This window comes from Alteribacter natronophilus (assembly GCF_006007885.1).
GTDB classification, from domain to species: Bacteria; Bacillota; Bacilli; order Bacillales; family Salisediminibacteriaceae; genus Alteribacter; species Alteribacter natronophilus.
The window spans coordinates 1-25,457 of the sequence record NZ_VCRO01000008.1; the positions used below are offsets into that span (position 1 = coordinate 1).

A 25,457-nucleotide genomic window follows, 5' to 3' on the forward strand; every position below is an offset into this window, starting at 1 on the left:
TAGGCACGCCGCCAGCGTTCGTCCTGAGCCAGGATCAAACTCTCCGTAGAAAGTTCGATGTCTCTGACATCAAAATGAAAATTTATTGACGGGATATTTAAAATATCCCATGTTTCGCTTGGCTTCTGTTTAGTTTTCAAAGGCCACTCGACATTTAACAGAAAAGAAGTAAAAAACCCGCTGTTGAATGTCATTTTATTTTGTCGCTTTGTTTTGCGGCGACTTAACTAATATACCATGTTGGTTAAGTTCGCGTCAACACTTTTTTAAAAACATTTTTTTGAGCTGTTTTTTTCGTGTTTCGCTCTCGGCGACGTTTAATAATATACCACGGTTCATTTGAGAAGCGCAACCCTCTTTATTAAAAAACAACAAAATTATTTTCCCCGGCTATTAGGTCTTTATACGCCGGGAGTAATGCTTTAATCCATGAACGGAAAAAGCAGTTCAGCCTGGGCTGTTTTTGGTTTCATTTTAAAAAGACGGGCTGACTAATAAGACCTTGATTATCTTACCTCCATATAAGAGAAGGGTCAACACCTTTTTATCCACCAGTGTCATCACTTGTTACTGATTACTGCCTCTGCATTCCCCACATCAAACACCCGATCTGCCCGTTAATGCAGAAAAGCCGCCCTCCTGATTACAGGAGAGCGGCTGATTCGGAAGACTTACTGCTCGTCTGCCCCGTGGTGGCGCATTTGAGGGAACAGCAGAACGTCACGGATCGACTGGGCGTTCGTAAGCAGCATCACAAGACGGTCGATGCCGATCCCAAGCCCGCCCGTCGGCGGAAGTCCGTATTCAAGTGACTCAACGAAATCCTCATCCATCATGTGAGCTTCGTCATCACCCTGTTCGCGTTCTACAAGCTGTGCTTCAAAGCGCTCGCGCTGATCAATCGGATCGTTAAGCTCCGTAAAGGCATTGGCATGCTCGCGGCCCACAATAAAGAGCTCGAACCGGTCGGTAAAACGCGGGTCTTCTGCATTCTTCTTTGCAAGCGGAGAAATATCGAGCGGGTGTCCGTATACAAAGGTAGGCTGAATAAGCTTCTCTTCCACAAACGTTTCAAAGAACTCATTTACGACATGGCCATACTTCATTGTATCTTTTACAGGAACGTTGTGTTCTTTGGCAAGGGCACGCGCTTCCTCATCGCTCATCTCTTTCCAGAAGTCGACGCCGGTATGCTCCTTGATGGCATCCACCATGTGCACTCTCTTCCACTCCGGCTTCAGGCTGATTTCCTGATCTCCGTAAGTGACAGTGGAAGATCCGAGAACATCTTCGGCAATGTGGGCTACGAGGTTTTCAGTAAGACTCATAATATCTTTATAGTCTGCGTACGCCTCATACAGTTCTATCATTGTAAACTCAGGGTTGTGTCTTGTGGAAACACCTTCGTTTCTGAAAACACGGCCGATTTCATAGACTTTTTCCAGCCCGCCCACAATAAGGCGCTTCAGGTGAAGCTCAATAGCAATCCGCATATAAAGGGTCATATCCAGTGCATTGTGATGAGTAACGAACGGACGTGCAGAGGCACCGCCTGCAATGGAATGCAGCATCGGCGTTTCCACCTCAAGATAGCCGTGGCTGTCAAGATAGCGTCTCATGGATTGAATGATCCGGCTGCGTAATACAAAGGTGTCGCGCACTTCCGGGTTTACAATCAGGTCAAGATAACGCTGACGGTAGCGCTGCTCCACATCCTTGAGTCCGTGATACTTATCCGGAAGAGGACGAAGGGACTTGGAAAGCAGCTGGAACTGATCTGCTTTTACAGAGAGCTCGCCGACTTTTGTTTTGAACGCCTGGCCGGAAATACCGACAATATCCCCAATATCCGCTTTTTTGAAAAGCTCGTACTGCTCTTCGCCGACACCGTCTTTGCGGACATACAGCTGAACCTGGCCGGATAGATCCTGAATATGGGCGAAACCGGCTTTTCCTTTGCCGCGCTTTGTCATAATCCGGCCTGCAAGAGTAACAGGATACTGTTTGTCCTCAAGCTCTTCTTTAGAATACTGGTCGTACGCCTCTGTTACTTCTGCAGCAGAATGGGTACGCTCAAACCTCTGACCAAACGGATCAATTCCGAGGTCAATCATTTCTTTCATTTTTTCCCTGCGCACCTGCAGCTGATCATTCAGTTCGAGTTCTTGACTCAACCTCACCATCTCCTGTTTCCATAATAATTTCTTTAACAGCCGGCCCTGCTGAAGGGGTTCACAACCCCCCGCCTGCCGGCACCTGCGTATTTCCTGAGGCTGTGTTTTTCCCCGAAACGGCGAGGTGAAGCATTTCACATCCCGGCGTTTTTATAGAGAAGGGGGTGCCCCGGACGCCCTTAAGGGTGCGGAACACCCCCGTTCAAGGGGTATACAGCTGTTTTATCCTGCAGCCTGACCGGATTTACGTTCGGCTTCCTTCTGTGCCACTGCTTCAACTACACCGTCCAGTGCCTCGGCAAGCCCGTCGCGTGTTACAGCCTGGTTAATCATGTCGCGCATGCCCGCTGCTCCACGCAGCCCTTTAATATACCAGGCTGCATGTTTACGCATTTCACGGACGGCCACATTTTCACCTTTAAGGTCAATGAGGCGGTCCATATGAAGAATCGCCACATCCATCTTTTCTCTCGCGGAAGGTTCAGGGATGTTTTCGCCGGATTCAAGATAATGAATCGTACGGTAAAGCATCCACGGGTTCCCCAGTGCTGCACGTCCGATCATTACACCGTCGACACCGGTAGTGTCCAGCATGCGCCGGGCATCCTCCGGTGTTTTCACATCGCCGTTGCCTATTACAGGAATATTGACTGCGTCTTTAACATCTTTAATGATATCCCAGTTGGCAACCCCTTCATACATCTGTACACGGGTACGGCCGTGAAGGGCAACAGCTGCACCGCCGCCCCGCTCAACCGCCCGGGCGTTTTCAACAGCATAGACATGATCCTCATCCCAGCCCATGCGCATTTTTACCGTCAGAGGTTTATCAACCGCCTCCGTAACGTAGGAAACCATATCATAAATACGGTCGGGATCGAGAAGCCAGCGGGCTCCGGCTTCACATTTGGTGATTTTCGGAACAGGGCAGCCCATATTAATATCAATGATATCCGCGTTCGTCTGTTTATCCACGATCTTGGCAGCTTCAACGAGTGTTTCCTTATCGCCTCCAAAGATCTGAAGACTCAGCGGCTTTTCACGCTCGTCCACGTACAGCATCTGCATGGACCGCTCGTTTTTGTGGAGGATGGCTTTGTCGCTCACCATCTCGGCACACACGAGCCCGGCACCGAAATCCTTTGCGATGAGACGGAAGGCAGGGTTGCACACGCCGGCCATTGGTGCCAGCACAACCTGGTTTTTCATCGTAATCCCGCCGATTTTAAGCATGGCGTTCACCTCTATTGTCAGTTGATCGATGTCAGTTCCTCAATGGTGACATCCAGTGTGCGGGCTACAGAAGTAATCAGCTCTTCGGACGGTTTACGGTTCCCCCGCTCAATTTCACCTAAAACAGACACAGAAATCTGCAGTTCCTTTGCAAAACCTTCCTGAGTGTATCCCTTCAGCTTCCGAAAGGCGCGGATTCGTCGGCCCCAGATGATTTCCTCCATTTTCGCACACCCTCTTTATCTGATAAATCTTGTATACAGTCGTCGATTCGGCAGCCGCCGGGCAGAACGAGATCAGGTTCGATCTCCTTTAAGGGGATCAGAACAAAACTACGTTCATGCATCCGAGGATGCGGGACGATTAAACGTTCCAACTCTATATTTTCATCATTATACAATAAAATGTCAAGGTCAATTGTCCGGGGGCCCCATCGGATTTCCCGTCTTCGGCCGAGCTCATGCTCTACTCCCTGCAGTACATCGAGTAACGCAACAGCTTCAAGACCTGTCGTTATCCTGAAGACCGCATTCAGAAACGCTTCCTGTTCGGTGTATCCCACCGGATCGGTTTCATAGATGGATGATTTCTTTTCTATAGTAATTTCCGGGTGCTGTTCCAGTTCCTTCATTGCTGAGGTAATATGGCGGTACCTGTCTCCAATATTGGAACCTATGCCGATAACCGCGCTGTTCAGGTTACCCATCAGGAGCGGGCCCTTCTGATCTCCACAGCCACACTGTCATAATGACCTGGAATTGGCGGATCGGGCTTAATGACCTTTACCGTACAGGCTTCCACTGTCTTAAAGGAGGAAAGGAGGTTTTCCGCGGTCCGTTCACAGAGGGTTTCAACGAGCTTGACCGGATCTCCTTCAATAACTTCCTTAACCTTTTCGTAGACTTCGGCATAATTGACGGTTGCATCAAGGTCATCGTTTTCCCCTGCAGGCCGGGCATCCAGTTCCAGTGTTACATCAGCATACCATCGCTGTCCCAGTTTGTTCTCCTCTTCGAACACACCATGGTAGCCCCAGAACGCCATTCCGGTTACAAAAATTTTATCCATTGGTTCCTCCTTTTCCGATCATCGCATCCATCATCTTTGCCATCCGTGACATTTCGAGAACGTCGTGCACTCTTACAATCTGACAGCCCTTGTCGATTCCGTAGCAGACCGTAGCCCCGGTTCCTTCCTTTCGTTCATCCACCGGAAGGTCAAGGGTTTTGGCAATAAGGGATTTTTTCGACGTCCCGAGCAGTACAGGGTAGCCCAGGCCGGTTATACGATCAAGATGACGCATGACAATCAGGTTTTCTTCATACGATTTTGCAAATCCGATACCGGGATCGAGAATGATCTTCTCTTCCTTAACACCGGCTTTCAGGCAGATGTCGATACTTTCCTTCAAGTCGGAGATGACGTCTTCCATCAGGTCCGTGTATTCCGGCTTTTCCCGATTGTGCATTAAAATAACCGGTACACCGTAGGATGCGGCGACACGGGCCATATCGGGATCGTGCTTCGCTCCCCAGACATCGTTGATGATATCGGCACCAGCCTCAAGGGCGGCTTCGGCCACGCGTGCCTTGTACGTATCGATGGAAATCGGCACATCCACATGTTTTCTGACTTCTTTTAACGGTTCTATTACGCGACGGAGCTCCTCTTCGGCCTCAATTTTCACGGCGCCGGGGCGGGTCGATTCACCGCCGGCATCAATAATATCGGCACCCTGCTCCACCATCTGCACGGCATGAGCCACTGCATAATCTGTTCCCGTATATTTTCCTCCATCGGAAAAAGAGTCGGGGGTCAGGTTGAGAATGCCCATTATATACGTTTTTTCGGAGAAATCGAGCTTCCTGCCGTTCCACTGCATCGGTTTATTATTAAGTACTTCTCTCGTCATAACGGTGTCACCTTCCTATTCGGTATTCCCTGTCCATCGCTGCCCGCTTAGTGCTTCCTCCCGGTAACGCTCCGAGATCTTCCTGTAAACCTCTCCTCTTCTTCCGGGAAAAGTGCAGTCCTCCACTGCACAGACGGCGGCTGCTTCCTGAATAGAGTTGGTTACGAAAACTTCGTCTGCAGAAAGGAGATCGTCCAGCCGGTATTCGCCCTCTTTTACTGAAAAACCGAGGTCGCGTGCCAGAGTCATCACATAACGGCGGGTAATCCCATTCAGGATGCCACAGCTCACTGCAGGGGTGTAAAGCGTCCGGCCGCTGGACCAGAATACATTTGAGACAACCCCTTCTGCCACACGGCCTTCCGCTGTGAGGAAGAGCCCTTCCGTATCAGGGTGCCCGCCGGCCTCCCTTTTACCGAGAATGCTGTTGAGATAATGGTGGGATTTCAGCCGTTCCGGTCCTTCCGGAGTGTTCCGGCGCTGACTGAGCACACGGAGGTGTTTTTCCCCCGGGAGCGTATCCGGCAGTTCTTTTACAAACACAAAGGTGTTTGGATCGTTGTATGCTTCTGTCCGGAGACCCACAGGTCCTTCGCCTGCAGAGACATTCCACCTGAAGTAGGCATCCCGGAGACCGTTTGCAGACAGCAGGTCGGTGATTACTTCAGTTGTTTCCGCCCTGCTGTATGGTGCTGCATGTATGTTCATCTCCCGGAGTCCATCACCGAGCCTATGAAAATGGTCATCCAGGAGAAATGGATGACCGTTATAGGTGCGAAATGTTTCGAATACGCCGAGTCCATACAGAAAGCCGTGGTCAAAAGGTGAAACAGATGCCTCTTTTTCATCGATGATCCGGCCGTTGGCGTAAATCATCATGGCCGGAATCCCCTGTACTCGTCGATAAAGTTTTTAAGAAGCCTTTTGCCTTCAGCTGTCATAATCGATTCCGGGTGAAACTGCACACCTTCAACCGGAAGTGTGTTATGACGGATGGCCATAATTTCCCCCTGTTCGGTTTCTGCTGTTATATCGAAGCAGTCCGGAAGGGAATGGCGTTCCACGATAAGGGAGTGGTATCTTGTTGCCGTCATCGGTGAAGGCAGTCCTTTAAATACCGTTTTTTCATCATGGAATATTTCGGAGGTTTTCCCGTGCATAAGGCGGTCTGCTCTGATCACGTTACCTCCGAAAACCTGGGCGATGCTCTGGTGTCCGAGACAGACGCCAAAGACCGGGATTTTACCGGCAAACGCCCTGATGACTTCCATGCTGACTCCTGCCTCATCCGGGGAGCAGGGCCCCGGTGAAATCATAATGTACGACGGGGCGAGTGCTTCAATTTCGGCCACTGTTATTTTGTCGTTCCGTTTTACAACCAGTTCCTCACCCATTTCTCCAAGATACTGGACCAGGTTGTAGGTAAACGAATCGTAGTTATCAATCATCAGAATCATAACTGTTCCTCCTCAGCTCATTCTCTCGTGGTTATAGTCTCTGCTCGTCTTCGCTCATCTCTTTTGCTTTCCATAAAGCACGTGCTTTCTTTAGACACTCCTTATATTCTGCAGCCGGATCGGAATCAATCACGATTCCTGCACCGGCCTGAACGTGTGCCTCTCCGTTCTGTACAAGCATAGTCCGGATGGAAATATTGAGCTCCATATCCCCGTTAAAGCCGATCCAGCCGAGAGAACCGGTGTAAATCCCCCGCCTTACCGGCTCCAGCTCTTCAATAATTTCCATCGTCCGGATTTTCGGCGCACCGGTAATAGTACCGCCGGGAAATGCAGCTGCGATTACATCAAATTCGGAGTTGTCCGGAGCAAGTTCCCCCCGGACGTTGGAGACGATGTGCATGACGTGGGAGTACTTTTCAATGACCATCAGCTCGTCCACCTCAACCGTACCGTAGCGGCAGACTCTCCCGAGGTCGTTCCGTTCAAGATCCACAAGCATCACGTGCTCGGCTCTCTCTTTTTCGTTGCTGATCAGGGTGTCGGCAAGCTTCTGGTCCTCCGCCTCGTCCCTGCCACGCGAACGTGTACCGGCGATCGGGCGTGTGCTGACTTCCTCACCCTTCACTTTGACCAGCAGTTCAGGGGAAGCACTTACAAGCTGGACGTCTTCTGTGTGAAAGTACCCCATATAGGGAGACGGGTTAATGTCTCTTAGACGCTCGTACATATGAAGCGGGTGCGTAACTGCAGGGCGTGATTCACGGACGCTCAGGTTCACCTGGAACACATCACCATCGGCAATGTAGTCCTTCACCTGTTCAACCGCTTCCATAAACGACGCCTGGGAAAAACTTCTGACCGGCTCCTCCGCATCCGCCTTCTTGTCGTGTCTGCGGCGGTACCAGCCGGTTTCTTTTTTTTCTGCAGCCTGCCACGTTTTTTCAAGAGCGTCCAGTTTCGCTTCTGCATCACGGTCGGTTTCATTACCGTTTACATGTGTCATCATCCAGAATGTCTCTTCACGATGGTCAATGACATAAAGGTCATCAAAAGCCAGGAAATGAAGATCGGGTGTATTCAGGTCATCGGCTGCCTGTTCAGGAAGCACTTCAATCTGACGAATCAGATCGTAGCTGACAGAGCCGAAAAGGCCGCCCTGACAGTCCGGCAGGTGAGCCGATTTTTCTGTACGATATGGTGCGAGCCACTCCTCCAGGCTTTCGAGGAGCGGACCCGTATACTGTTTTTCGTTTTTGTTCTGCTTTATTGTCAGCTTCCGGTCTTTTCCTTTAATTTCGGCCCATGGGTTCATCCCGATGATGCTGTACTGTCCGCCTCTTCCGCTTTCAAGAAGACAATAATCACTCTTTTTTTCGGCGAGTGCAGTAAAGGTTAAAAACCAGTGCTGTTCCAGACCGTTAAGTGGTCCCGATCTCCCTGCCGCTCTTCGCTTCATCCCCATTGATGACGTCACCTTCTTCTCTGTCTTTCGTATCTGAAACTAATTATACGTAGCCGGTGAGGCAACTGCAACCAGGCGAACCTGTTTTTAAAAGCTCTGCTCAAGGTAATGCCGGTACACCTCTATTGTCAGCAGTACCCTGCACCCCATCCAAACAGAAAAAGAAAAACCGGAGACCGCTCTTATGCAGTCTCCGGCTGATCTTTATTCATGTTCTTCAAACTGATACAGCGGTGTACTCAGGTACCGCTCTCCGTTACTCGGAATAACGGCAATAACTTTCTTGCCCTTACCGAGACGCTTTGCCACTTCGAGTGCTGCATAAATGGCTGCACCCGATGAGATGCCGCCCAGAATACCTTCTTCCCGCGCGGCACGGCGGGCGTATTCGAATGAATCTTCCGCAGATACCTTTATTACTTCATCGTAGATATCCGTATCGAGAATCTCCGGCACAAATCCGGCACCGATCCCCTGAATCTTGTGAGGTCCTTTCTGTCCGCCCGAAAGAACAGGTGAGTCTTCAGGTTCAAGAGCCACGATATGAAGAGCCGGAAACTTCTCTTTCAGGACTTCGCCGGCACCTGTTACTGTGCCTCCTGTACCGATTCCGGAAATAAAGGCATCGAGCTGATCTCCTGCCTGCTGCAGAAGTTCTTTTCCTGTTGTTTCCCTGTGGATTTTCGGATTTGCTTCGTTGCTGAACTGCTGGGGCATGAACCAGCCGTTCTCCTTCTGAAGTTCCGTCGCTTTTGCGATGGCACCGCCCATGCCGTCAGGCCCCGGTGTAAGCACAAGCTCGGCTCCATAGGCACGAAGGAGGTTGCGCCGCTCCATGCTCATCGTCTCGGGCATGACGAGCACTGTGCGGTAGCCTTTTGCCGCTGCCACCATGGCAAGGCCGATTCCGGTGTTCCCGCTGGTCGGCTCAACAATGGTGTCTCCTTCTTTAAGCGCCCCTTTCTTCTCGGCATCCTCGATCATGGAAATGGCGATCCGGTCTTTTACACTGCTTCCCGGGTTCATAAATTCAAGCTTGAGATACACGTCTGCATAATCATCCGGCACCAGCCGGTTCAGCTTAACAAGTGGCGTTTCTCCGATGAGATCGGTAATGGACTGGACAACTCTGGTCATAATGCATTCCTCCTCACGAAAATAAACCCGGGTATTTCTCTATGTTTTATTGGGTTTTAATTACTATAGCAGGATCTGCCAGAAACGGTCAACAGACAGGCTCTATTACTGCGGTTCCTGACCCGCACGTTTTTCATCCAGGATATCCTGCAGCTCTCCTTTTGAGAACAGATATTTTTCATTACAGAAATGGCACTGGGTTTCCGCCCCTTCATCTTCTGTAATCATGGCAATAAGGTCCTCTTCGCCAAGCCCGAGAATGGCATTGGAGATACGCTCCTTGGAGCACTGGCAGCTGAAGGATACGCCGAGCTGATCGAGAACGCGGACATTATCCTCACCTAAAATGGTGTGAAGAAGCTGTTCTGGAGTAAGACCGTCCTGAATCAGTTTTGATATGGACGGCATTTCATTCAGGCGATTTTCGATCTGATCGATAATATCATCGGTAATACCCGGCATCAGCTGAATGATAAAACCACCCGCAGATGCAACCTGGTCCTCTTTATCAATAATAACACCGAGCCCCACAGAAGACGGCGTCTGCTCGGATGTGGCAAAGTAATACGTAAAGTCATCTCCCAGTTCACCGGAGACAAAAGGTACGCTTCCGGTAAAGTTATCTTTCAGGCCGAGATATTTCACAACACTTAGCATCCCTTCACGGCCTACCGCTTCAGCCACGTTCAGCTTTCCCTCACTGTTTCTGTCAGGATCCACGTGGGGGTTTGATACGTAGCCGCGGGCCTCTCCCCGTGCATTGGCATCCACGATAATCGGGGAAGCAGGGCCGCTCCCTTCCACTTTAACGGTGATCTTTTCCTCACCCTTCAGCATAGCCCCCATCATGGTTGCTGCAGAGAGCGTTCGCCCGAGTGCAGCGGTTACCGTTCTCCACGTATCGTGGCGCCGGGCCGCCTCCTGGACCATTTCTGTCGAGCGGATGGCGTAGGCTCTGACCATCCCGTCGTAGGCTAAAGCTTTCACTAAGTAATCAGACATTTGTACTGCTCCTTTCCATTCTTAAACCTTTTTAACGTTCATTCCTTTTGACTGCATATCTGTTATTACGGTCTTCTGTAAATGCTGTTTCCCCGAATTAGGCACATCAATTCAGTTTCTGTTTTTTTCATATATAAGTCTCAGCCCTTCAAGCGTCAGATAGGGATCAACCTCATCCACCGAGGGGGCCTCCGGACCGATCAGCTCACAGAGCCCGCCTGTTGCCACCACACGGGGGCGTGTTCCGGTTTCTTTTTTTATGGCACGGACGATTCCCTCAACCTGACCGATACTGCCGTGAAAAATACCGGCCTGCATCGATTCGACTGTTGTTTTTCCAACAACGCCTTCCGGCCTTGCCAGTTCCACTCTCGGCAGTTTTGAAGCGTAGGTGTAAAGAGCTTCGGTTGCGATCTTTACTCCGGGGGTAATCGTCCCCCCTTCATACTGGCCTTTTCCGTTAATAAAACAGAACGTTGTGGCTGTTCCAAAGTCGACGATGATGAGGGGGCTGCCGTATCTCGCTGTACCGGCAACCGCGTTGGCAATACGGTCTGCACCGACTTCCTTCGGGTTGTCGTACTTTATGTTCAAGCCGGTTTTAACACCGGGCCCCACAAGTTTCGGTTCTGTTCCGATATAGGACCTGCACATTTCCACAAGAGAATACATGACAGGCGGAGCCACAGACGATATCATCACACCTTCAATCTGATTGAATGACAGCCCTGCATGGGAAAAAAGACCGCCGATCAGCATTGCGTATTCGTCTTCGCTCTTTTTCGGGTCCGTCCCGATTCGCCAGTCGTAAAGGAGACGGTCCCCATCGTACACACCGATCATGATATTTGTATTTCCTGCATCCATAACCGCGATCATACCGGGCATTCCCCCTTTGTATTCTAAATAAGTATCCCCTTCCGTCAGTTTCGTGTAGCTCCACTGAACGCCATCCGCTCCCTTTCCGCGGCGGTGCCGGCGAGCCTCCGCGAGCTTCGCCCTGTGGGGTCTCGCCTGGCGAAAAGACTCCCTGCTTCTTCCTCTGCAGGCGTAGCTCTGAAGCAGAATACGTCGAAGCACCTCGAAGTAAGAGCATGATGCGGATGCTCGCCACTGCCGCAGGAGTCTCGCTGCTGGCGTCAGCTACGCAAAAAGAGCGATTTGCTGACTAAGAGGTATACTCATTTTATTCTATGTGCATCCGATTTCCATGGCATGGAGTGTCTCTGCTCGTGTGCACCTGCGTGTAAAAAAACTTATCTCCTGATAAAAAGGGTGCCCCAAAAGGTTCAGTTTCACCTTTTGGGACACCCCCTCCCTCACAATTATCGTTTATCCCGGTCGTCATCTTCCTTATCGTCGTCAAACGGTTTTTCAACCTGACTGTCGAGGTAGCTGCCTTTGTTCTCTTCTTTAGGAGCATCCTCTTCCGAATCGGAATCTTCGCCTTTTTTACTCTGGATATTCACTTTCAAATCGTCGTCGGATTCACCGTTGATCTTTTTCGACATATGGTGACCCTCCGGCATCTTCCCGTCTTCCACAAGGGATTTAATCTGCTCGGCATCAAGTGTTTCGTGCTCAAGAAGCATCTGGGCCACAAGCTCGAGTTTGTCCTTGTGCTCGGTCAGAATCTGACGGCAGTGCTCATAGGATTCCTTGATGATACGCTGAATTTCCGTATCGATATCATGGGCAATGGCGTCACTGTAGTTCGGCTCATTGTTGATGTCTTTTCCAAGGAAAACCTCACCCTGCGGCTGACCGAACTGGAGCGGTCCGAGCTTTTCGCTCATTCCGTACTCGGTTACCATCTTACGGGCAATTCCCGTGGCGCGCTGGAAGTCATTGTGTGCACCGGTACTCACTTCACCGAACATCACTTCTTCCGCGACCCGTCCTCCGAGGAGTCCGACAATCTTATCAAGAAGTTCCGGCTTCGTCATGAAGTAACGGTCTTCTTTCGGAAGCATCATGGCGTAACCGCCGGCCTGTCCACGTGGTACGATCGTTACTTTGTGTACCATGTCAGCGCTGGCAAGCTTCACACCCACGACCGTATGTCCGGCTTCGTGGTGCGCAACAATGTCACGCTCTTTTTCGGAGATCACACGGCTTTTCTTCGACGGACCTGCGATTACGCGGTCAATCGCTTCCTCCACCGACTCCATATCGATCTTATCCTTATCCGAACGGGCAGCTACAAGTGCCGCTTCGTTCAGGAGGTTCTCAAGATCCGCTCCGGAGAATCCGGGAGTACGGGCTGCGATGACTTTCAGATTCACGTCATCAGCAAGCGGTTTGTTTTTAGCATGAACGCCAAGGACTTCCTCACGTCCCTTAACATCCGGACGGCCCACCATAATCTGACGGTCAAAACGTCCCGGACGGAGAAGGGCCGGGTCAAGAATATCGGCACGGTTCGTTGCAGCAATCAGGATAATTCCTTCGTTGGCTCCGAATCCGTCCATCTCAACAAGGAGCTGGTTGAGCGTCTGCTCACGCTCATCGTGTCCTCCGCCAAGTCCGGCGCCACGACGGCGTCCTACAGCATCGATCTCATCAATAAAGATGATACACGGTGAGTTTTTCTTGGCATTTTCGAACAGGTCACGTACACGGGAGGCACCGACACCGACGAACATTTCCACGAAGTCGGAACCACTGATTGAGAAGAACGGTACGCCCGCTTCTCCTGCAACAGCACGTGCGAGTAATGTTTTACCTGTACCAGGTGGTCCTACGAGGAGCACCCCTTTAGGTATTCTGGCACCGATCTGGGAGAATTTGCGCGGATCTTTAAGGAAGTCAACGACCTCCACAAGTTCCTGCTTCTCTTCCTCGGCTCCCGCCACGTCTTTAAAGCGGGCTTTTTTCTTATCTTCACTGTAGAGCTTCGCCTTACTCTTACCGAAGTTCATCACTCTGCTTCCGCCGCCCTGAGCCTGGCTCAGAAGGAAGAAGAACAGGATGAAGATAATGATAAACGGAATTATCGCGGTAAAGACCGTCACCCATCCGCTCGGTTCCTCAGCTTCTTCAAACTGCACATCGGCAGTGTTTACAAGCGTTACGATCTGCCCGACCATTTCAGGTGTATCAGGAACATTGACAACGAAAGCCTGGCCTTCCTCGGCCTCTTCCTCCGTTTCCTGATCCCCGGCACCAGGCACAAGGTTTCCGCGAAGAATATATACGTCTCCACCCGGCTGGGCAGTGACATTGTTTATTTCACCATTTTCCAGGGCTGTCTGGAATTCATTAAAAGTCATCTCTTCCGTATCGGCAGGTTCACCGTTAAAGAGACTTACGATCCCGACAATAACCAGGAAAATTAATAAGTAGAATATCGTATTACGAAAAATGCGATTCATTCTTTACCTCCTCCCGCGTACGAGTACACTTAGCATATAGTACCATAAAAAGGTTCTTCATCACAATAAATTACCCCTGGTAGATCTCAGGCTTAAGAATGCCGATAAACGGGAGGTTGCGGTAGCGTTCGGCGTAATCCAGCCCGTAGCCCACAACAAACTCGTCCGGAACCGTAAACCCTGCCCTGTCAGGGACCAGGTCCACCTTCCGTCCCTCCGGCTTATCAAGGAGCGTGACGATTTTTACGGATTTTGCCTTACGGTAGCGGAAGAGCTCCACAATATAGCTCAGTGTAAGTCCGCTGTCGATAATATCTTCCAGAATAAGCACGTCACGGCCTTCCACAGATGTGTTCAGGTCCTTGACGATCTTTACCTCACCCGAAGAAACGGTTTCATTCCCGTAGCTGGAAACATCCATGAGATCAAGCTCCACATGGGTGTCAATATTCTGGATCAGGTCACCCATAAAAGGAAGGGATCCTTTGAGAATACCGATTACAAGGGGAAAACGTCCCTCGTACTCTTCGGTCAGCTCCCTGCCGAGCTCGGCGATTTTCTCCTGAATTTCTTCTTCGGAAATTAATACAGACTGAATGTCATCTCTCATAAGTCCTGTTAAGCCTCCTAATAGTAATAAAATCCGCACGTCTCCTTAATGACAAAAAAGAGGACGGCCTCTGACAAGGCCGTTTTAATGCCTTTTCCCACCGGGCCGGAGCATGGTACTCAATGCCCTTTTACGCTCTTTTTAAAACCGGGATCATCCGGTATGAATGTCATGGACAGAGCGGTTTCCGTGCTTTCCGTCAAACAGGCACAGGCCGCCCGGGCAAGGCCGGGCAGCCAGAGGATCCGGTCATCCGCATCGGTAATGACCGGCCACCTGTCCCGTAAATCCCTTGGTACTTTTTTATCAATCAGCAGATCCTTAAGCTTCCTGCTTCCCGTCATGCCAAAAGGCACCAGCCGGTCTCCCGCTTTTCTGAAACGTACCGTAAGCGGAAGGCGCAGAAGGTTCCGGTCCCCGTAATAAGTCCAGAGACTCTCCGGGACCGGACTGCTGTATTCTTCACTGAGAGCATTCGATACCTCTATCTTCCCCTCTTTAAACACAACCATTCCCGATTCAGGCAATTGCCATGAATCCGTATTCCTGCCGGGAGATTCCGCTCCTGAGGAAATCACGCACACACCATAGGATCTGCGAACAGAAACAGCTCCCGGAAGGTCAAGGTTTCCGGAAGGGTGCGTCTGCCGGAGCAGATCGGAAAATGCATTCATATGTATACTCCGGGCCATGGATTTTTCCGTGTCTTTGGAAAGATAGTTTAATATTAGATGAAAGGCCCTCCTTTGTAAAGGGTTCGGCATGGACAGAAACTCCGGGATCGAAAGCGTCACCTGCTCCGGATTTTTACCTGTAACGGCCTTCTCCAGCCCTTCTTCTGCGAGCTCACCCAGGAAGTCATCATCCTCTGCCAGCCACTCACTCTGCTGCTGGAAGCGCTCATGCACTTTCGGGTTTTCCTCTTTCAGGAACGGGAGCACTTCTTTTCTGAACCGGTTGCGGGTGTAGCTGTCCTTCTCGTTGGTCGGGTCAATCCGGTATTCAATCCCGTTCTCCCTGCAGTAGGCAATCAGACTGTCCTTTTCAACCGCAAGAAACGGTCTTACAAGTATACCGGCTGCAAATGGCCGTTTAACAGGGATTCCCTTCATTCCCCCCGCCGCCCCGCGCACCTGGCGCATGAGCATGGTTTCGACCTGATCGTCTCCGTGGTGGGCAGTTACAAGATAATCCCCTTCATATTCGTTCATCACCTGCTCAAAAAAACGGTAACGGCAGTACCGGGCCGCTTCCTGAAGTGAGGTTCCCGATTTCTCTGCTTCCTTTTTTACGTCCGGTTCTGCAGTGATACACTGCACACCGTGACTCCGGCTCAGCGTCTCCACAAACATCCGGTCCTGCCTCGACGCAGCTCCCCGCAGGCCGTGGTCCACATGAAGCACCAGGAGACGCAGCCCAAGCTCCTCTTTTCTGCTCACAAGGTAATGAAGCAGCGCTGCAGAATCAGGACCTCCTGATACTGCAGCAAGCACTTTGGCACCCGCGGACAGGAGGCCGTGTTTTTCGATAAACCGGTCAACGGTTTGTTTCATAACGATGACCGACCCCCTTTCCAAACGAGAACACCGCAAGGGCAAATACAAGCCCCGCTGCGATCGCTCCGGCCCTCAGCATCGTTTCCACCCCGTACTCAAGACCGGTAAGATACTCCCCGTCCACAAAAGAAAGCATTGTAAAGTACGCACGGCTGCCCGGTACGAGTGGGAGAATCCCCGGTATGGCAAGAGTTGTAACAGGAATTCGTACAAAGCGTGCCAGCATATGGGAAATCAGCGCCGCTGTCAGTGACGCCGCTGCCGTGGAAAAAACCGGAGAAGCATCAAAATAAAGGCCGGCATTCAAAATCGAATAGGCGATTACGCCGATTCCTCCACCGAGAAGGAGCGCCCGCTTCGGTACACTGAAAATCACACCAAAACCGACCGTTGCAATAAAACAGATAATAAGTTCAATGAAAAACATCGGTGCAGGCTCCTTTCATCAGAGAAATAGCGATATCGCAAAGGCAACTCCGCTGGCAATGGAGAGGGCTGTGAGAAGAGCTTCCGCTCCCCTGCTCACACCGGCAACCAGGTCACCTGACATCAGATCCCTTACGGCGTTGGTAAGCGGCACCCCGGGAACAAGCGGCATGAGGGAGCCGATGATAATCTGGTTGACGTTATCCCCGATTCCGAAAAAAACGAGGACAATCGCCATCGATCCGCCAAGAAACGCAGCTGCAAACTCCGCTGCGAACCGGACCTTCAGATACCTTTCAAATTCCACCACCGTTACACTCGTTAGAATCGCTGCCAGAAAAGCCGGGAAAAGGTCCGGCCAGTCTCCTCCGAATAAAAGAGCAAATCCGCTTCCCGCCACCCCGGCACTTAGGTGGATAAGCCAGAGGGGGTAGGGCACCGGCGAATCTGCGATTGCCTTCAATTTTTCGTGGGCCTGCTCCGCGTCAAGCTCCCGGTTCACAAACTCTCTTGACACCTGGTTCACTTCCGTCACCTTGTTTAGATCCTGAAGCCGGTCATCAACACGGACCATCTGCATCTGGTCATCTTTACCCTCTTCCTCAAAAGAGAGGAAGATGCCCGTGGACGTGGCAAAGCAGTGTACGTTCTTCATGGAGGCCGCCTTGGCCATCCTTTCGAGAGTCTCTTCCACACGGTATGTCTCAGCCCCATAGGTCAGCATAATCTCCCCCGCCAGCAGGCAGATATCCATGACCTGATCCGATTTCCCCATCTGTCTCTGCCACCTCCGGTACGCCATTTCCGCTACATGATTTGTACAAATAAGTATAGTCCATATCCAAGCAGAAGAAAAGCGGCTACAAGAAGGGTTTCAACAATTCCGGATGGGGTTTTGCGGAGGGTTTTCCGGACTTTTCGGTGCGCTTTCCGCGTTGCCGGTATTACCGGTGCGGCAGGCACACCGGTCTGAGGCTGAGCGGCTTTTCTTTCACGGCGGGGGCTCCCTGTACCAATCCTGTCCATCAGGTCCTTTCTCATTTCCATCGCTTCTTTGTATTTCCCTGTAAGTGCCCGCCTGATCACAGGTGCAAACTGTTTTAATGCCGGCCTTTCCGCTGTTTTTTTCAGCAGCAGGGAAAGGTTGTCTTTTTCCCTTCTCTCAAAGCGGGCCGGAAACGCGCTGTTTATGAGTATCATGGCCACTGCAAAGAGATCATAGGATGGATCCGCCTTCCTGCCTCCCAGTCCCCAGTACCCCCGGTCGAAAAACTCGGTAAATTCCTTTATTGCCCGGCCGCTGCGCGTCGTTCCGCCTACATCAAACCAGCGGACCCTGTAAGGCGGCCCGGTTACGAGAAGGTTTTCCGGTTTCAGATCTCCGAAAATCCATCCTGCCTGATGCAGCCTGTCCAGATCCCCGAGCAGCTGAACAGCCAGTATGCCCGACCATTCAACCCCGCGTTTCTGAACAAAGGGAATGACCTCTTCCCCTTCAATGTACTCCATTACATAGAAGGGATACGTCCCGTCTGCAGCAGTGAAATCATCCACATCGAAAAGAGAAGGCCCAAGGTGCTCACCCTGGACCTTAGAAAAGTGCTGAAGCACGTTCACTTCTGATGTTATGGACATGGCATCGCTTCCGGCTTTAAGCGCAGCCTGCCCTTTTTCCGAACTGACCAGATACACCGTCCCTGTTGCTCCCCTGCCCAGTTCCCTGATCACACGGTAGCGGTTTCCGTGCCAGCGTCCGATGACCGTCTCCCCGGGGGTGAGATTACATCCCTGTTTCTTCGAGACCTGATCTCTCATCCCAACGGTCCTCACTTGTATTCATTCTGTTTCTGAATATGCGGAGCGCTTCCTGAAGGGCCGGACCAGTCGGCGTCAGACCGCCCGGAGTCAGTTTTTTGAAGACACCCGCCAGTGAGTCAAGCTCCGGTGTCCAGCCGAGCTGTTTCTCCACATCCCTGCGTCTGCCCGGAAATGAATAAAGAGCAAACCGGTTCCCACCGGTACGTGAACGCAGACTTACGGACAAATCCACAAGGGCTTCCTGCACCATCGGCAGCTTATCGGTCATACTGGCGCTGGTGTCTACGAGGATGACCACCTCGAGGTCCATCGTCTCCCCGAGGTCATCAACCACTTCGACAACCTGTCCCCGTTTCGCTGGTGCCAGGTCCTCCAGTTCATGATCCTCTCCGAGAATCTGCTGCAGTTCTTTATTGACCACCCCCTGTATTGTCTGTGTCATAGCTTTTCTTGTTACCATCTGAACAGTCTGGGAAAGCTGCCTGGCGTAGACGATCTGACTGACACCGCCTCCTGACAGGGCGATTTCCTCAACCTCCTTCAGTCCCTGACTGCCATTGCGGCTTTCTTCCATAATTCCGATTACGTTAACCGTGATTCCGTGTTCTTTCGCCAGTGCTGCGATTGCCGTCGGGTCTTCTCCGGCGTTTGAACATCCGTCTGTTAAAAGCAGTACCTGCCTCAGCGTCCCTTTACTCATCTCTTTCACCCTCCATAATGATAAACTGGTATCATCATTTACAAGATTGAAAGGGAATATACAATTAAGGGGACGGCTGTGTACACTTCCGGCAATCTATATAAAAGGGCCTCTCACCCTGGATGGATTGTTTATGGCTGCTGAAAGAGCAGCTTACAGAGCAGCTTCGCTGCAGGCGGACGCTTTCCGCGGGCATCACTTCAGCCCTGGAAGAATTCCTGCTTCTTCCTCTGCCAGTTATGCTCCGAAGCCTGCTACGTCGAAGCAACTCGAAGTTCAATCACGGAGTAAACGCTCGTCGCTGGAGTCGCCGCCTTCCGCTTCGCCCCATTTAAGCAGTATTCCTTTATAAATTTGTGATTCTATGATGCGGGCTGCCGGGCCCGGTACGATCGGCTGCTTTTTAGTCGTGAGGTACGGCTGCGTGATCGGTTATGGCAGATTGAAATCGTTCTGTTTCACGAAGGCGGACGCGGGCGCGGCTTATACTTTTTCGCCCTGCTCCCTGCCACAAACTCCATGACCTTCCCGTGCTTCCGGTTCATCACCATTAAGGTTCCTCCTTTTAATCTGAATGTATTCCAGTACGGGAGTTCCGGGTAATTGAACCTTCTTCAATCTGTGGGCGGACGTGGACGCGGGCGGTACTTTTTCGTCCTGCTCCGGACGTTTCTCTCAATTACGGTTCCCTGCCTTCTTTTCTCTTCCATTTTTCAGGCCTCCCTTTTGGATGTGGCGCGTGAGATTTTGGATGCGGTCTTTTCACACATGCGCTGCAGTGCCGTGCCGGAGTTATTATTCGCACACTGCTTCCGTGCCGGGCTTCCCTGTCTTCGCCCCGTTGTCAGCTGAACTGTCTGCTGCATTCCGGCTGCTCCTGCTCATCACCTGCCTGCCGGCTGGAAAAGTTACGCTTTGATCGAAGGCGGCCGTGGGCGTGGTTCATACTCATTTTCCCTGCTCTTTCCTCTGTGCACACGGACAAGTAGGCTTCTTCCTGCATTCGTCATTGTATATCCTCCCTTTTATTGTTTTTCAGTTCCCTTTTCAAAGATTCCGGGCTTTCCGGGACCTCTGCGGGGGCCCTCCGCAGCATCCTTCAAATCCCGTTTACCTTGAAATCGGGTAATAAAGCTATTCAGTTGTAAAAAAACTCTCCCCGGTTATTTAATCGTGTTTTGCCGGCAGGGGATCTGGGCCGTCGCCCGCTCCCCTCCGGCCGCATAATGCCGGGATGGAATTAAATTAAATATGAGTGCCCTGCCATGGTAATGATGGCGGCCGCGGGCGCGGATCATACTTTCCATTTCTGTGCCAGCGTTTCCTCACAAATTGGGCAGGTCCTCCGTCTTTCCGCATCATACATGCGTCCCCCTTTTTCCCTCTATGTTTATCCGCTTCACCGGCGGTGCAGCAGCCCAAAGGCTACCGGCTTTTTGCGAATGCCTTCTCTTCAAATGAGACCGGTATTGTTGCCCATTTCGGCAGATGATGGTCAATCCGTGCCACGACAACAGTCATGTCGTCGTGTATGCCTCCTCCTTCCCGGATCACGCGCTCCATCAGCAGATCAGCCACTTCCTGCGGGTCATTTGTTTTCATCTCGTTAATGACCCGCTTCATCCACACCTCCCTGTTTTCAATATCAGCCGGTCCGTCAAAGATGCCGTCACTCATCATGATGAGAAGATCCCCGCTTTTCAGCTGTTCACTGACCACATCGACTTCCACGTCGGTGATCATTCCAATTGGCAGATTTCCGGACTCAATCATCTTCACCTGCCTTCCTCTTTTTAAAAAGCTCGGAATCGAGCCGACTTTCAGAAACTTGGCGGTGGCATCCTGCATGTCGATCATTACAAGATCGAGCGTGGAGAACATCTCTTCTTCGGACCTAAGGGCAAGCACCGAGTTGATTGATTTTATCGCCACTGTCTCCTCAATGCCTGAACGCAGAATGTTACGCAGCAGCTCAATCGTATCGTTGCTTTCCAGATGTGCCCGTTTTCCGTTGCCCATCCCGTCACTGATGGCCAGGGCATACTTCCCTGCACCGAGCTCCATCGTGGAATAGCTGTCCCCTGAAATCCATTTTCCTCCCTTTGCCGTCTGGGATGCGCCGGTTGTCACAACATACTGCCTGGCTGAGCCGAATACGAGTCTCTCTGCTCCACCTGCCAGGGAAGCTTTTTCAGTGTGCTTGACTACAATTGTTTCCTTGAGAATATGAGAGAGAAGGGGCGCGATCACTTTTTCCCCCTCGTTGTACTCGTTATGGGAAATGATCATCTCGATATCCACATTTCCGTTATCAAGCGAATACACCTCTACCTGCTCAAGGGCAATACCGGCATGCTTAAGGGACTCGCTGATCTTTTCCTCCTGGAGTTCGTGGGTTTTCTGCTCCCGCTGGATATCTCTTGCAAAGTCCTCCATTACCCGGGAAACCCCCCTCAGCTGGTCGGCCACGAGTCGTCTGCTCTCAACGATCTGCTTCCTGAGCTGTTTGCTCGCATGAAGCTGGCCGATTTCATCCTTAACCGCCCTGATTACCTTGTCGTGCTTGATGCAATGGGAATGAAGATCGGACAGGAGCCTCCTGTCGTGCACATCCTGGTGCTCCTCCACTTCCTCCATGGTCCGTTCCATAAGGTTGTATGTTTCAGAGAATTTACGTGTCCAGCACGTATGTTTTTTCATACACGTCTGGCACGTTTTCTCGGTTACCTTGCTTAAAAACAGATCCGTGTCACGCCCGGGTTCCTTTGCTCCGTCAGAGGATTCCACCTCCGAGAAACTGTTGGAAAGGGTGCTGAACAGTCTCGAGAACTGCTCCACTTTTCCCGCGGTAAGATCCCTGATTTTACGCAGGTACTGCTGCTGCTCCACCGCATGCTCGGCTGTGCCTGGAATATAACGGGCCACCTGCTCGATCCACCGTTTCGGTGTGACCAGAAATACAGCAATGGCGACTCCTGTCTCCATCAGGGAGATGCTCAGGGCACTCTGATTATCCCCGTACATTCCCATCAGCCCGGTTCCGATCAGAAGTCCGGCACATACACCGATACGCTTCCCCTCTTTAAGAAGCCCTCCAAGAAGTCCCGAAAATGCAAGCAGACTCATGTGGAACAGGTTAGCCACATTTGCGAGACTGAGGATCAGACCAACGACGACGCCCACCGTGGATCCGATTGCAGCTCCTCCTACAAAGGCGAAGACAAGTACCAGATACCTTGCGATAATAAATTCAACCGACAGACCGTACAAAAGCCAGCCGACGGTTCCGGTCATGACCGATGCCATGAAAATCACGATGCATACGATTTCTTCATGGCGGAGAGACATTTTGTTTTTCCGTTCAAAAAGGATCGGGATGCTCTGCAGAAAAATCATTGTCACCACAAAGGCTAGTGCTGCTTCCACTCCGGCAACCATAGCCCCGTAACTGCTGAACCCTTCCTGGAAGGAAATCACCGAATACCGCACTGCGGCTACAGTGATAAACACAGTCAGCGGAATCAGATTTTTCTGCGGTTTTACGGCGGTGATAACCCGGTGTAAAACCAGATAGGCGATCGTGGCCCCCACCGCATAAGCGGCAAACGGAATGGATATTGTTGCTGCCCCTGCCCACAACGCGAGTAGTGCCCATTTGGCCTTTGATTTCTGCCAGTAAAGCATAACGGCCAGAAAGGGCACTGCGAAGGGTAACAGGTGCATTAAAATCACCGCCCTTCCAAGCAGAAAGCCAATCAGAATAATCCAGGCCGTACGGTTGGCATCTTTTACACTTGGCTTGTTCATCCAGGCAGCCACTTTTTTGGAGAACCGGGAAAAAGGCTTTGACGGCATCGGGATCGCCGAGGGCTGTCCAGTCGATCGGTAACTCAATCGTCCTAACATCTGCAACACCACCTGTTCCATTTAGTGGTAACATTATAAACACGGATGAAATGGAGAATTTGTCAAAAGAACCGCCGGTGGTTTAAAAAGTGTTCGACGGCTTTCTTTCACAAATGTACCCCCTTTTCTCTTTTTCCCCCGCACATGCGTTCGCCTCCCTTTTGGCCCTCCCTCCTTTTTTCAGCCGTTCACCCGTTCAGAGAGTAAGGATTGATACAGGTTTTCATATGTACCGAAAATTCTGACAACATTTGGTGGACATTAGCACAAGTTAATCATCGTTCTTTCTTTTGCGACTAAAAAAAGTGGAATGTTTTTCTGGCGATCTGGGAATAATCCCATTTTCATGTCCCGGGAGGACCGTTACTGCAATCGTATGGTCTGCTATGGCAAAGCCGGGACATTTCTTTTTCCCGGCTAAAAACAGGCATATAAAAAAACACACCCCTTAAATGAGTGTGTTTTAAACGTATATAAAATTCAGCAGCAAAGTTACTTCTTGGCGCCGCGGCCTCCACGCTTGGACTCTGTCTGGCGCTTGAGGGTGGAAAGACGCTCTTCGCTGTCCTTCAGGAAGCGGTTCATCTTATCTTCAAAAGACATCGTTCTCGGACGTGGCTGACGCGGAGCACCGCTTCCGCCCCGTCGCTGGGGACGCCCGGATCCCTGCTGACCTGCAGGCTTATCCTTGGCTTTACGGATCGAGAGTCCGATTTTCCCGTCGCTTTCAACATTCAGTACTTTGACCTCGACCTCGTCACCTACCGTCAGGTGTTCATTGATGTCTTTGACGTAATTGTCCGCCACCTCACTGATGTGGACCAGACCGGTCTTGCCTCCCGGAAGTTCAACGAAAGCCCCGAAGTTTGTTATGCCAGTAACTTTACCTTTCAGCTTGCTGCCTACTTCAATCGACATGTAAAAAATGCTCCTCCTTGTATGTTGAAAAAATTCATATGTTTACATTATACCGAGGTAAACCAAAACGTGTCAATCCGATGACGCCTGGGGAAGCTGGAACAGTGTTTCCCCCGGTTTGGAAAGGAAATAATCACGTCTTGCAATCTCGGCAATGTAATCATAATCCTGGAGGAGTTCTTTTTCTTCCCGGAGCGCAAGTTCCTCCTGCTCAAGCTCCGCCAGCTGCTGAGTAAGTTCCGCCTGTTCATTTTCCTGCTGCTGCATCGTACTGTGCTGGGAAAAAAGCGTGTAGACCGTGAAGATCAGACCAGCAGTCATCAGAACGGCAAATATGGACATACGGCGAACGAGACCTTTTCTTCTCCTTCTTTTCTGCTCCTGCAGCAGCTCCTGCTCCCTGGCGTATTTAGAAGCCAGCCGCTCAAATGTCTCTCTGCGCTGATCGTGCACGTTCCTCACCTCTTTCGTTTTTTAAACCAGTCTGTCAGCCGCTTCAGCCGGGACATTAATTTTTCCGTCCAGGAGAGTATGCTTACTTTCCACCTGCCCAGGAACGTGAACCGTACACCCGCTTTTTTAAGAAGCCAGCGAACGGGCAGTGTCAGGACTTTAAGCAGAAAGCACACTATTCTCCATATTGTGGATATTATTATCATACATAAGGCTAGTACAACTTGCAACAGCCATTTTACCGGTGTAACCACAAAGATGCGGATCATTTTTACCGTAAGCCTGTACATGCCGATGACAGTTCCTATGATCCATTCCAGCAGTTGCCGCCATGCTTTCTGAAAAAGCGCCCGGTAGGCGGAGTAACCGAGAAGCAGAGCGAGAAGAACGTAAAAACGCATCTCTCCTTCATTTACTTTCAGAAGAGTATAGAACAGGATCAGCCCCTGGGCGCACCAGAAAAACAGGTCATTTACAAGATGGGTCCAGCGAAACTGACGCGGGCTGCCGAGAAAACGGTGATACGTATCCATGGCCGCTCCGAGCCAGATGCCCATCACCGTCATGACCAGCATCGTCTCAAACTGAACATCCAGTGTCACTTGAACAACTTCCCGAAGAAGCCTTTGGATTTATCACCCTGTCCCTGCTCGAGATAAACAAGGTCGTCCACCCGGCCCTGAATCGAAACATTCCCCTCATCCACATCCAGGTTCTTCATCTGCAGGTGCTGGCCGCGAATTGAGAGATATCCCATCTCCGTTTCAAGAAGGAATTCTTCGTTATCAAAGCTTTCAACCTGCTTGACCCCGGTAATTTCAAGCGTCTTACGGCCTTTCATCGTAATGTTGTGGTCTTTTTGCTGTTTATGACTCTGCCCCATCGGAACATACTCGTTATAATGATTCATGGATTTCCCCTCCCAGGACTGTTTGCTAACATGTCTATGTCCCGGAGGGGGGGATTAGAACAAGCCTGACAGGCCTGCCGTATGTAAATGAATCGCCGGTACTTCCGGCGGAGGTGCTATTTGAGCCAGTCGTCTTCCGGCCGCTTGACCGCTTCTTCCTTTACGAGGGTATAAAGTGTTCCGGCTTCATCTTTTCTTGCCCGCTCTTCCAGCCTGTCCACCTGAACGGTGACGGTTTTCTGGCCGAAGCGGATCGTTAATTCATCCCCTGCTCTAACATTCGTTCCGGCTTTTGCAGTCTGACCGTTTACATCAATACGGCCTTTTTCGGCCAGTTCCTTTGCCATTGTACGGCGTTTAATCAGCCGGGATACTTTCAGGTATTTATCAATTCTCATCTTCTATT

The 25,457-nt window shown here is 51.0% G+C and carries 26 protein-coding genes; all 26 read right to left on the bottom strand.

The genetic code is table 11. From position 1 onward, the window contains the following. Nucleotides 1–194 (bottom strand): hypothetical protein (locus FGB90_RS19865; protein WP_210237265.1); only part of this gene is annotated, 194 nt, incomplete at its 3' end. 477 nt (nucleotides 195–671) lie between these two features. Beyond that, nucleotides 672–2,183: a lysine--tRNA ligase gene (gene lysS / locus FGB90_RS18755; RefSeq protein ID WP_171051917.1), complete on the bottom strand. Its 1,512-nt coding sequence runs from the start codon at nucleotides 2,181–2,183 to the stop codon at nucleotides 672–674. Nucleotides 2,184–2,396: 213 nt separating this feature from the next. Continuing rightward, nucleotides 2,397–3,407, bottom strand: a complete 1,011-nt coding sequence (gene dusB, locus FGB90_RS18760; protein ID WP_138812394.1) for a tRNA dihydrouridine synthase DusB — start codon at nucleotides 3,405–3,407, stop codon at nucleotides 2,397–2,399. Nucleotides 3,408–3,424: 17 nt separating this feature from the next. Next, nucleotides 3,425–3,631, bottom strand: coding sequence for a helix-turn-helix domain-containing protein (locus FGB90_RS18765; protein WP_138812395.1), 207 nt, complete (start codon nucleotides 3,629–3,631; stop codon nucleotides 3,425–3,427). Next, a complete protein-coding gene (folK, locus tag FGB90_RS18770; protein WP_138812396.1) occupies nucleotides 3,583–4,113 on the bottom strand; it encodes a 2-amino-4-hydroxy-6-hydroxymethyldihydropteridine diphosphokinase in 531 nt (176 codons plus the stop codon). The genes FGB90_RS18765 and folK overlap by 49 nt, the downstream gene beginning before the upstream one ends. Next, nucleotides 4,113–4,475, bottom strand: a complete 363-nt coding sequence (folB, locus tag FGB90_RS18775; RefSeq protein WP_138812397.1) for a dihydroneopterin aldolase — start codon at nucleotides 4,473–4,475, stop codon at nucleotides 4,113–4,115. Before folB ends, folK begins: the two co-directional genes overlap by 1 nt. Next, nucleotides 4,468–5,319 (bottom strand): dihydropteroate synthase, encoded by an 852-nt coding sequence (gene folP, locus FGB90_RS18780; RefSeq protein ID WP_138812398.1) that lies wholly within the window; start codon nucleotides 5,317–5,319, stop codon nucleotides 4,468–4,470. The genes folB and folP overlap by 8 nt, the downstream gene beginning before the upstream one ends. A gap of 15 nt (nucleotides 5,320–5,334) precedes the next feature. Beyond that, nucleotides 5,335–6,198 (bottom strand): aminodeoxychorismate lyase, encoded by an 864-nt coding sequence (gene pabC / locus FGB90_RS18785; protein ID WP_138812399.1) that lies wholly within the window; start codon nucleotides 6,196–6,198, stop codon nucleotides 5,335–5,337. Next, on the bottom strand, nucleotides 6,195–6,776 hold the full coding sequence (gene pabA / locus FGB90_RS18790) for an aminodeoxychorismate/anthranilate synthase component II (RefSeq protein WP_138812400.1): 582 nt from the start codon (nucleotides 6,774–6,776) through the stop codon (nucleotides 6,195–6,197). Before pabA ends, pabC begins: the two co-directional genes overlap by 4 nt. 31 nt (nucleotides 6,777–6,807) lie before the next feature. Then, on the bottom strand, nucleotides 6,808–8,241 hold the full coding sequence (pabB, locus tag FGB90_RS18795; protein WP_438502713.1) for an aminodeoxychorismate synthase, component I: 1,434 nt from the start codon (nucleotides 8,239–8,241) through the stop codon (nucleotides 6,808–6,810). A 204-nt stretch (nucleotides 8,242–8,445) separates the two neighbouring features. Next, a complete protein-coding gene (cysK, locus tag FGB90_RS18800) occupies nucleotides 8,446–9,378 on the bottom strand; it encodes a cysteine synthase A (protein WP_138812401.1) in 933 nt (310 codons plus the stop codon). Nucleotides 9,379–9,483: 105 nt separating this feature from the next. Continuing rightward, nucleotides 9,484–10,380 carry an Hsp33 family molecular chaperone HslO gene (gene hslO / locus FGB90_RS18805; protein WP_138812402.1) on the bottom strand — a complete coding sequence of 299 codons (897 nt, stop codon included), beginning with the start codon at nucleotides 10,378–10,380 and terminating at the stop codon, nucleotides 9,484–9,486. A gap of 111 nt (nucleotides 10,381–10,491) precedes the next feature. Next, nucleotides 10,492–11,259 (bottom strand): type III pantothenate kinase, encoded by a 768-nt coding sequence (locus FGB90_RS18810; RefSeq protein WP_138812403.1) that lies wholly within the window; start codon nucleotides 11,257–11,259, stop codon nucleotides 10,492–10,494. 446 nt (nucleotides 11,260–11,705) lie between these two features. Then, nucleotides 11,706–13,754: an ATP-dependent zinc metalloprotease FtsH gene (gene ftsH, locus FGB90_RS18815; protein ID WP_138812404.1), complete on the bottom strand. Its 2,049-nt coding sequence runs from the start codon at nucleotides 13,752–13,754 to the stop codon at nucleotides 11,706–11,708. Between the two features lie 70 nt (nucleotides 13,755–13,824). Further along, a complete protein-coding gene (hpt, locus tag FGB90_RS18820) occupies nucleotides 13,825–14,364 on the bottom strand; it encodes a hypoxanthine phosphoribosyltransferase (protein WP_138812405.1) in 540 nt (179 codons plus the stop codon). A 119-nt stretch (nucleotides 14,365–14,483) separates the two neighbouring features. Next, entirely contained in the window at nucleotides 14,484–15,917 is a 1,434-nt protein-coding gene (gene tilS, locus FGB90_RS18825) for a tRNA lysidine(34) synthetase TilS (protein ID WP_138812406.1), read from the bottom strand. Beyond that, entirely contained in the window at nucleotides 15,901–16,347 is a 447-nt protein-coding gene (locus FGB90_RS18830; RefSeq protein WP_138812407.1) for a threonine/serine exporter family protein, read from the bottom strand. The genes tilS and FGB90_RS18830 overlap by 17 nt, the downstream gene beginning before the upstream one ends. 18 nt (nucleotides 16,348–16,365) lie before the next feature. After that, nucleotides 16,366–17,121: a threonine/serine exporter family protein gene (locus FGB90_RS18835; RefSeq protein ID WP_138812408.1), complete on the bottom strand. Its 756-nt coding sequence runs from the start codon at nucleotides 17,119–17,121 to the stop codon at nucleotides 16,366–16,368. Between the two features lie 32 nt (nucleotides 17,122–17,153). Next, nucleotides 17,154–18,161, bottom strand: coding sequence for a serine/threonine protein kinase PrkT (gene prkT, locus FGB90_RS18840; protein WP_138812409.1), 1,008 nt, complete (start codon nucleotides 18,159–18,161; stop codon nucleotides 17,154–17,156). Further along, complete coding sequence (locus FGB90_RS18845) at nucleotides 18,127–18,864, bottom strand: vWA domain-containing protein (RefSeq protein WP_138812410.1); 738 nt, start codon at nucleotides 18,862–18,864, stop codon at nucleotides 18,127–18,129. The genes prkT and FGB90_RS18845 overlap by 35 nt, the downstream gene beginning before the upstream one ends. Before the next feature lie 1,425 nt (nucleotides 18,865–20,289). Continuing rightward, nucleotides 20,290–22,770, bottom strand: coding sequence for a stage II sporulation protein E (spoIIE, locus tag FGB90_RS18850; protein ID WP_138812411.1), 2,481 nt, complete (start codon nucleotides 22,768–22,770; stop codon nucleotides 20,290–20,292). Nucleotides 22,771–23,262: 492 nt separating this feature from the next. Then, entirely contained in the window at nucleotides 23,263–23,688 is a 426-nt protein-coding gene (locus FGB90_RS18855) for a S1 domain-containing RNA-binding protein (protein ID WP_138812412.1), read from the bottom strand. 72 nt (nucleotides 23,689–23,760) lie between these two features. Next, on the bottom strand, nucleotides 23,761–24,141 hold the full coding sequence (locus FGB90_RS18860) for an FtsB family cell division protein (protein ID WP_138812413.1): 381 nt from the start codon (nucleotides 24,139–24,141) through the stop codon (nucleotides 23,761–23,763). A gap of 5 nt (nucleotides 24,142–24,146) precedes the next feature. After that, nucleotides 24,147–24,743, bottom strand: a complete 597-nt coding sequence (gene yabQ / locus FGB90_RS18865; RefSeq protein ID WP_138812414.1) for a spore cortex biosynthesis protein YabQ — start codon at nucleotides 24,741–24,743, stop codon at nucleotides 24,147–24,149. Continuing rightward, entirely contained in the window at nucleotides 24,740–25,024 is a 285-nt protein-coding gene (gene yabP / locus FGB90_RS18870) for a sporulation protein YabP (protein ID WP_138812446.1), read from the bottom strand. Before yabP ends, yabQ begins: the two co-directional genes overlap by 4 nt. A gap of 143 nt (nucleotides 25,025–25,167) precedes the next feature. Continuing rightward, entirely contained in the window at nucleotides 25,168–25,449 is a 282-nt protein-coding gene (locus FGB90_RS18875) for an RNA-binding S4 domain-containing protein (protein ID WP_138812415.1), read from the bottom strand. Between the last annotated feature and the right edge of the window lie 8 nt (nucleotides 25,450–25,457).

Coding starts and splice junctions, on each gene's coding strand:
- FGB90_RS18855 (WP_138812412.1), bottom strand. CDS start 23,688: ATGTCGATTGAAGTAGGCAGCAAGCTGAAAGGTAAAGTTACTGGCATA.
- FGB90_RS18765 (WP_138812395.1), bottom strand. CDS start 3,631: ATGGAGGAAATCATCTGGGGCCGACGAATCCGCGCCTTTCGGAAGCTG.
- FGB90_RS18875 (WP_138812415.1), bottom strand. CDS start 25,449: ATGAGAATTGATAAATACCTGAAAGTATCCCGGCTGATTAAACGCCGT.
- hslO (WP_138812402.1), bottom strand. CDS start 10,380: ATGTCTGATTACTTAGTGAAAGCTTTAGCCTACGACGGGATGGTCAGA.
- pabA (WP_138812400.1), bottom strand. CDS start 6,776: ATGATTCTGATGATTGATAACTACGATTCGTTTACCTACAACCTGGTC.
- cysK (WP_138812401.1), bottom strand. CDS start 9,378: ATGACCAGAGTTGTCCAGTCCATTACCGATCTCATCGGAGAAACGCCA.
- ftsH (WP_138812404.1), bottom strand. CDS start 13,754: ATGAATCGCATTTTTCGTAATACGATATTCTACTTATTAATTTTCCTG.
- prkT (WP_138812409.1), bottom strand. CDS start 18,161: ATGAGAGATCAGGTCTCGAAGAAACAGGGATGTAATCTCACCCCCGGG.
- FGB90_RS18810 (WP_138812403.1), bottom strand. CDS start 11,259: ATGATCGCGGTTATGGATGCAGGAAATACAAATATCATGATCGGTGTG.
- pabB (WP_438502713.1), bottom strand. CDS start 8,241: ATGGGGATGAAGCGAAGAGCGGCAGGGAGATCGGGACCACTTAACGGT.
- lysS (WP_171051917.1), bottom strand. CDS start 2,183: ATGGTGAGGTTGAGTCAAGAACTCGAACTGAATGATCAGCTGCAGGTG.
- folK (WP_138812396.1), bottom strand. CDS start 4,113: ATGGGTAACCTGAACAGCGCGGTTATCGGCATAGGTTCCAATATTGGA.
- pabC (WP_138812399.1), bottom strand. CDS start 6,198: ATGATGATTTACGCCAACGGCCGGATCATCGATGAAAAAGAGGCATCT.
- tilS (WP_138812406.1), bottom strand. CDS start 15,917: ATGAAACAAACCGTTGACCGGTTTATCGAAAAACACGGCCTCCTGTCC.
- folP (WP_138812398.1), bottom strand. CDS start 5,319: ATGACGAGAGAAGTACTTAATAATAAACCGATGCAGTGGAACGGCAGG.
- FGB90_RS18845 (WP_138812410.1), bottom strand. CDS start 18,864: ATGAGTAAAGGGACGCTGAGGCAGGTACTGCTTTTAACAGACGGATGT.
- FGB90_RS18830 (WP_138812407.1), bottom strand. CDS start 16,347: ATGTTTTTCATTGAACTTATTATCTGTTTTATTGCAACGGTCGGTTTT.
- spoIIE (WP_138812411.1), bottom strand. CDS start 22,770: ATGTTAGGACGATTGAGTTACCGATCGACTGGACAGCCCTCGGCGATC.
- dusB (WP_138812394.1), bottom strand. CDS start 3,407: ATGCTTAAAATCGGCGGGATTACGATGAAAAACCAGGTTGTGCTGGCA.
- yabP (WP_138812446.1), bottom strand. CDS start 25,024: ATGGGGCAGAGTCATAAACAGCAAAAAGACCACAACATTACGATGAAA.
- hpt (WP_138812405.1), bottom strand. CDS start 14,364: ATGAGAGATGACATTCAGTCTGTATTAATTTCCGAAGAAGAAATTCAG.
- FGB90_RS18835 (WP_138812408.1), bottom strand. CDS start 17,121: ATGGGGAAATCGGATCAGGTCATGGATATCTGCCTGCTGGCGGGGGAG.
- folB (WP_138812397.1), bottom strand. CDS start 4,475: ATGGATAAAATTTTTGTAACCGGAATGGCGTTCTGGGGCTACCATGGT.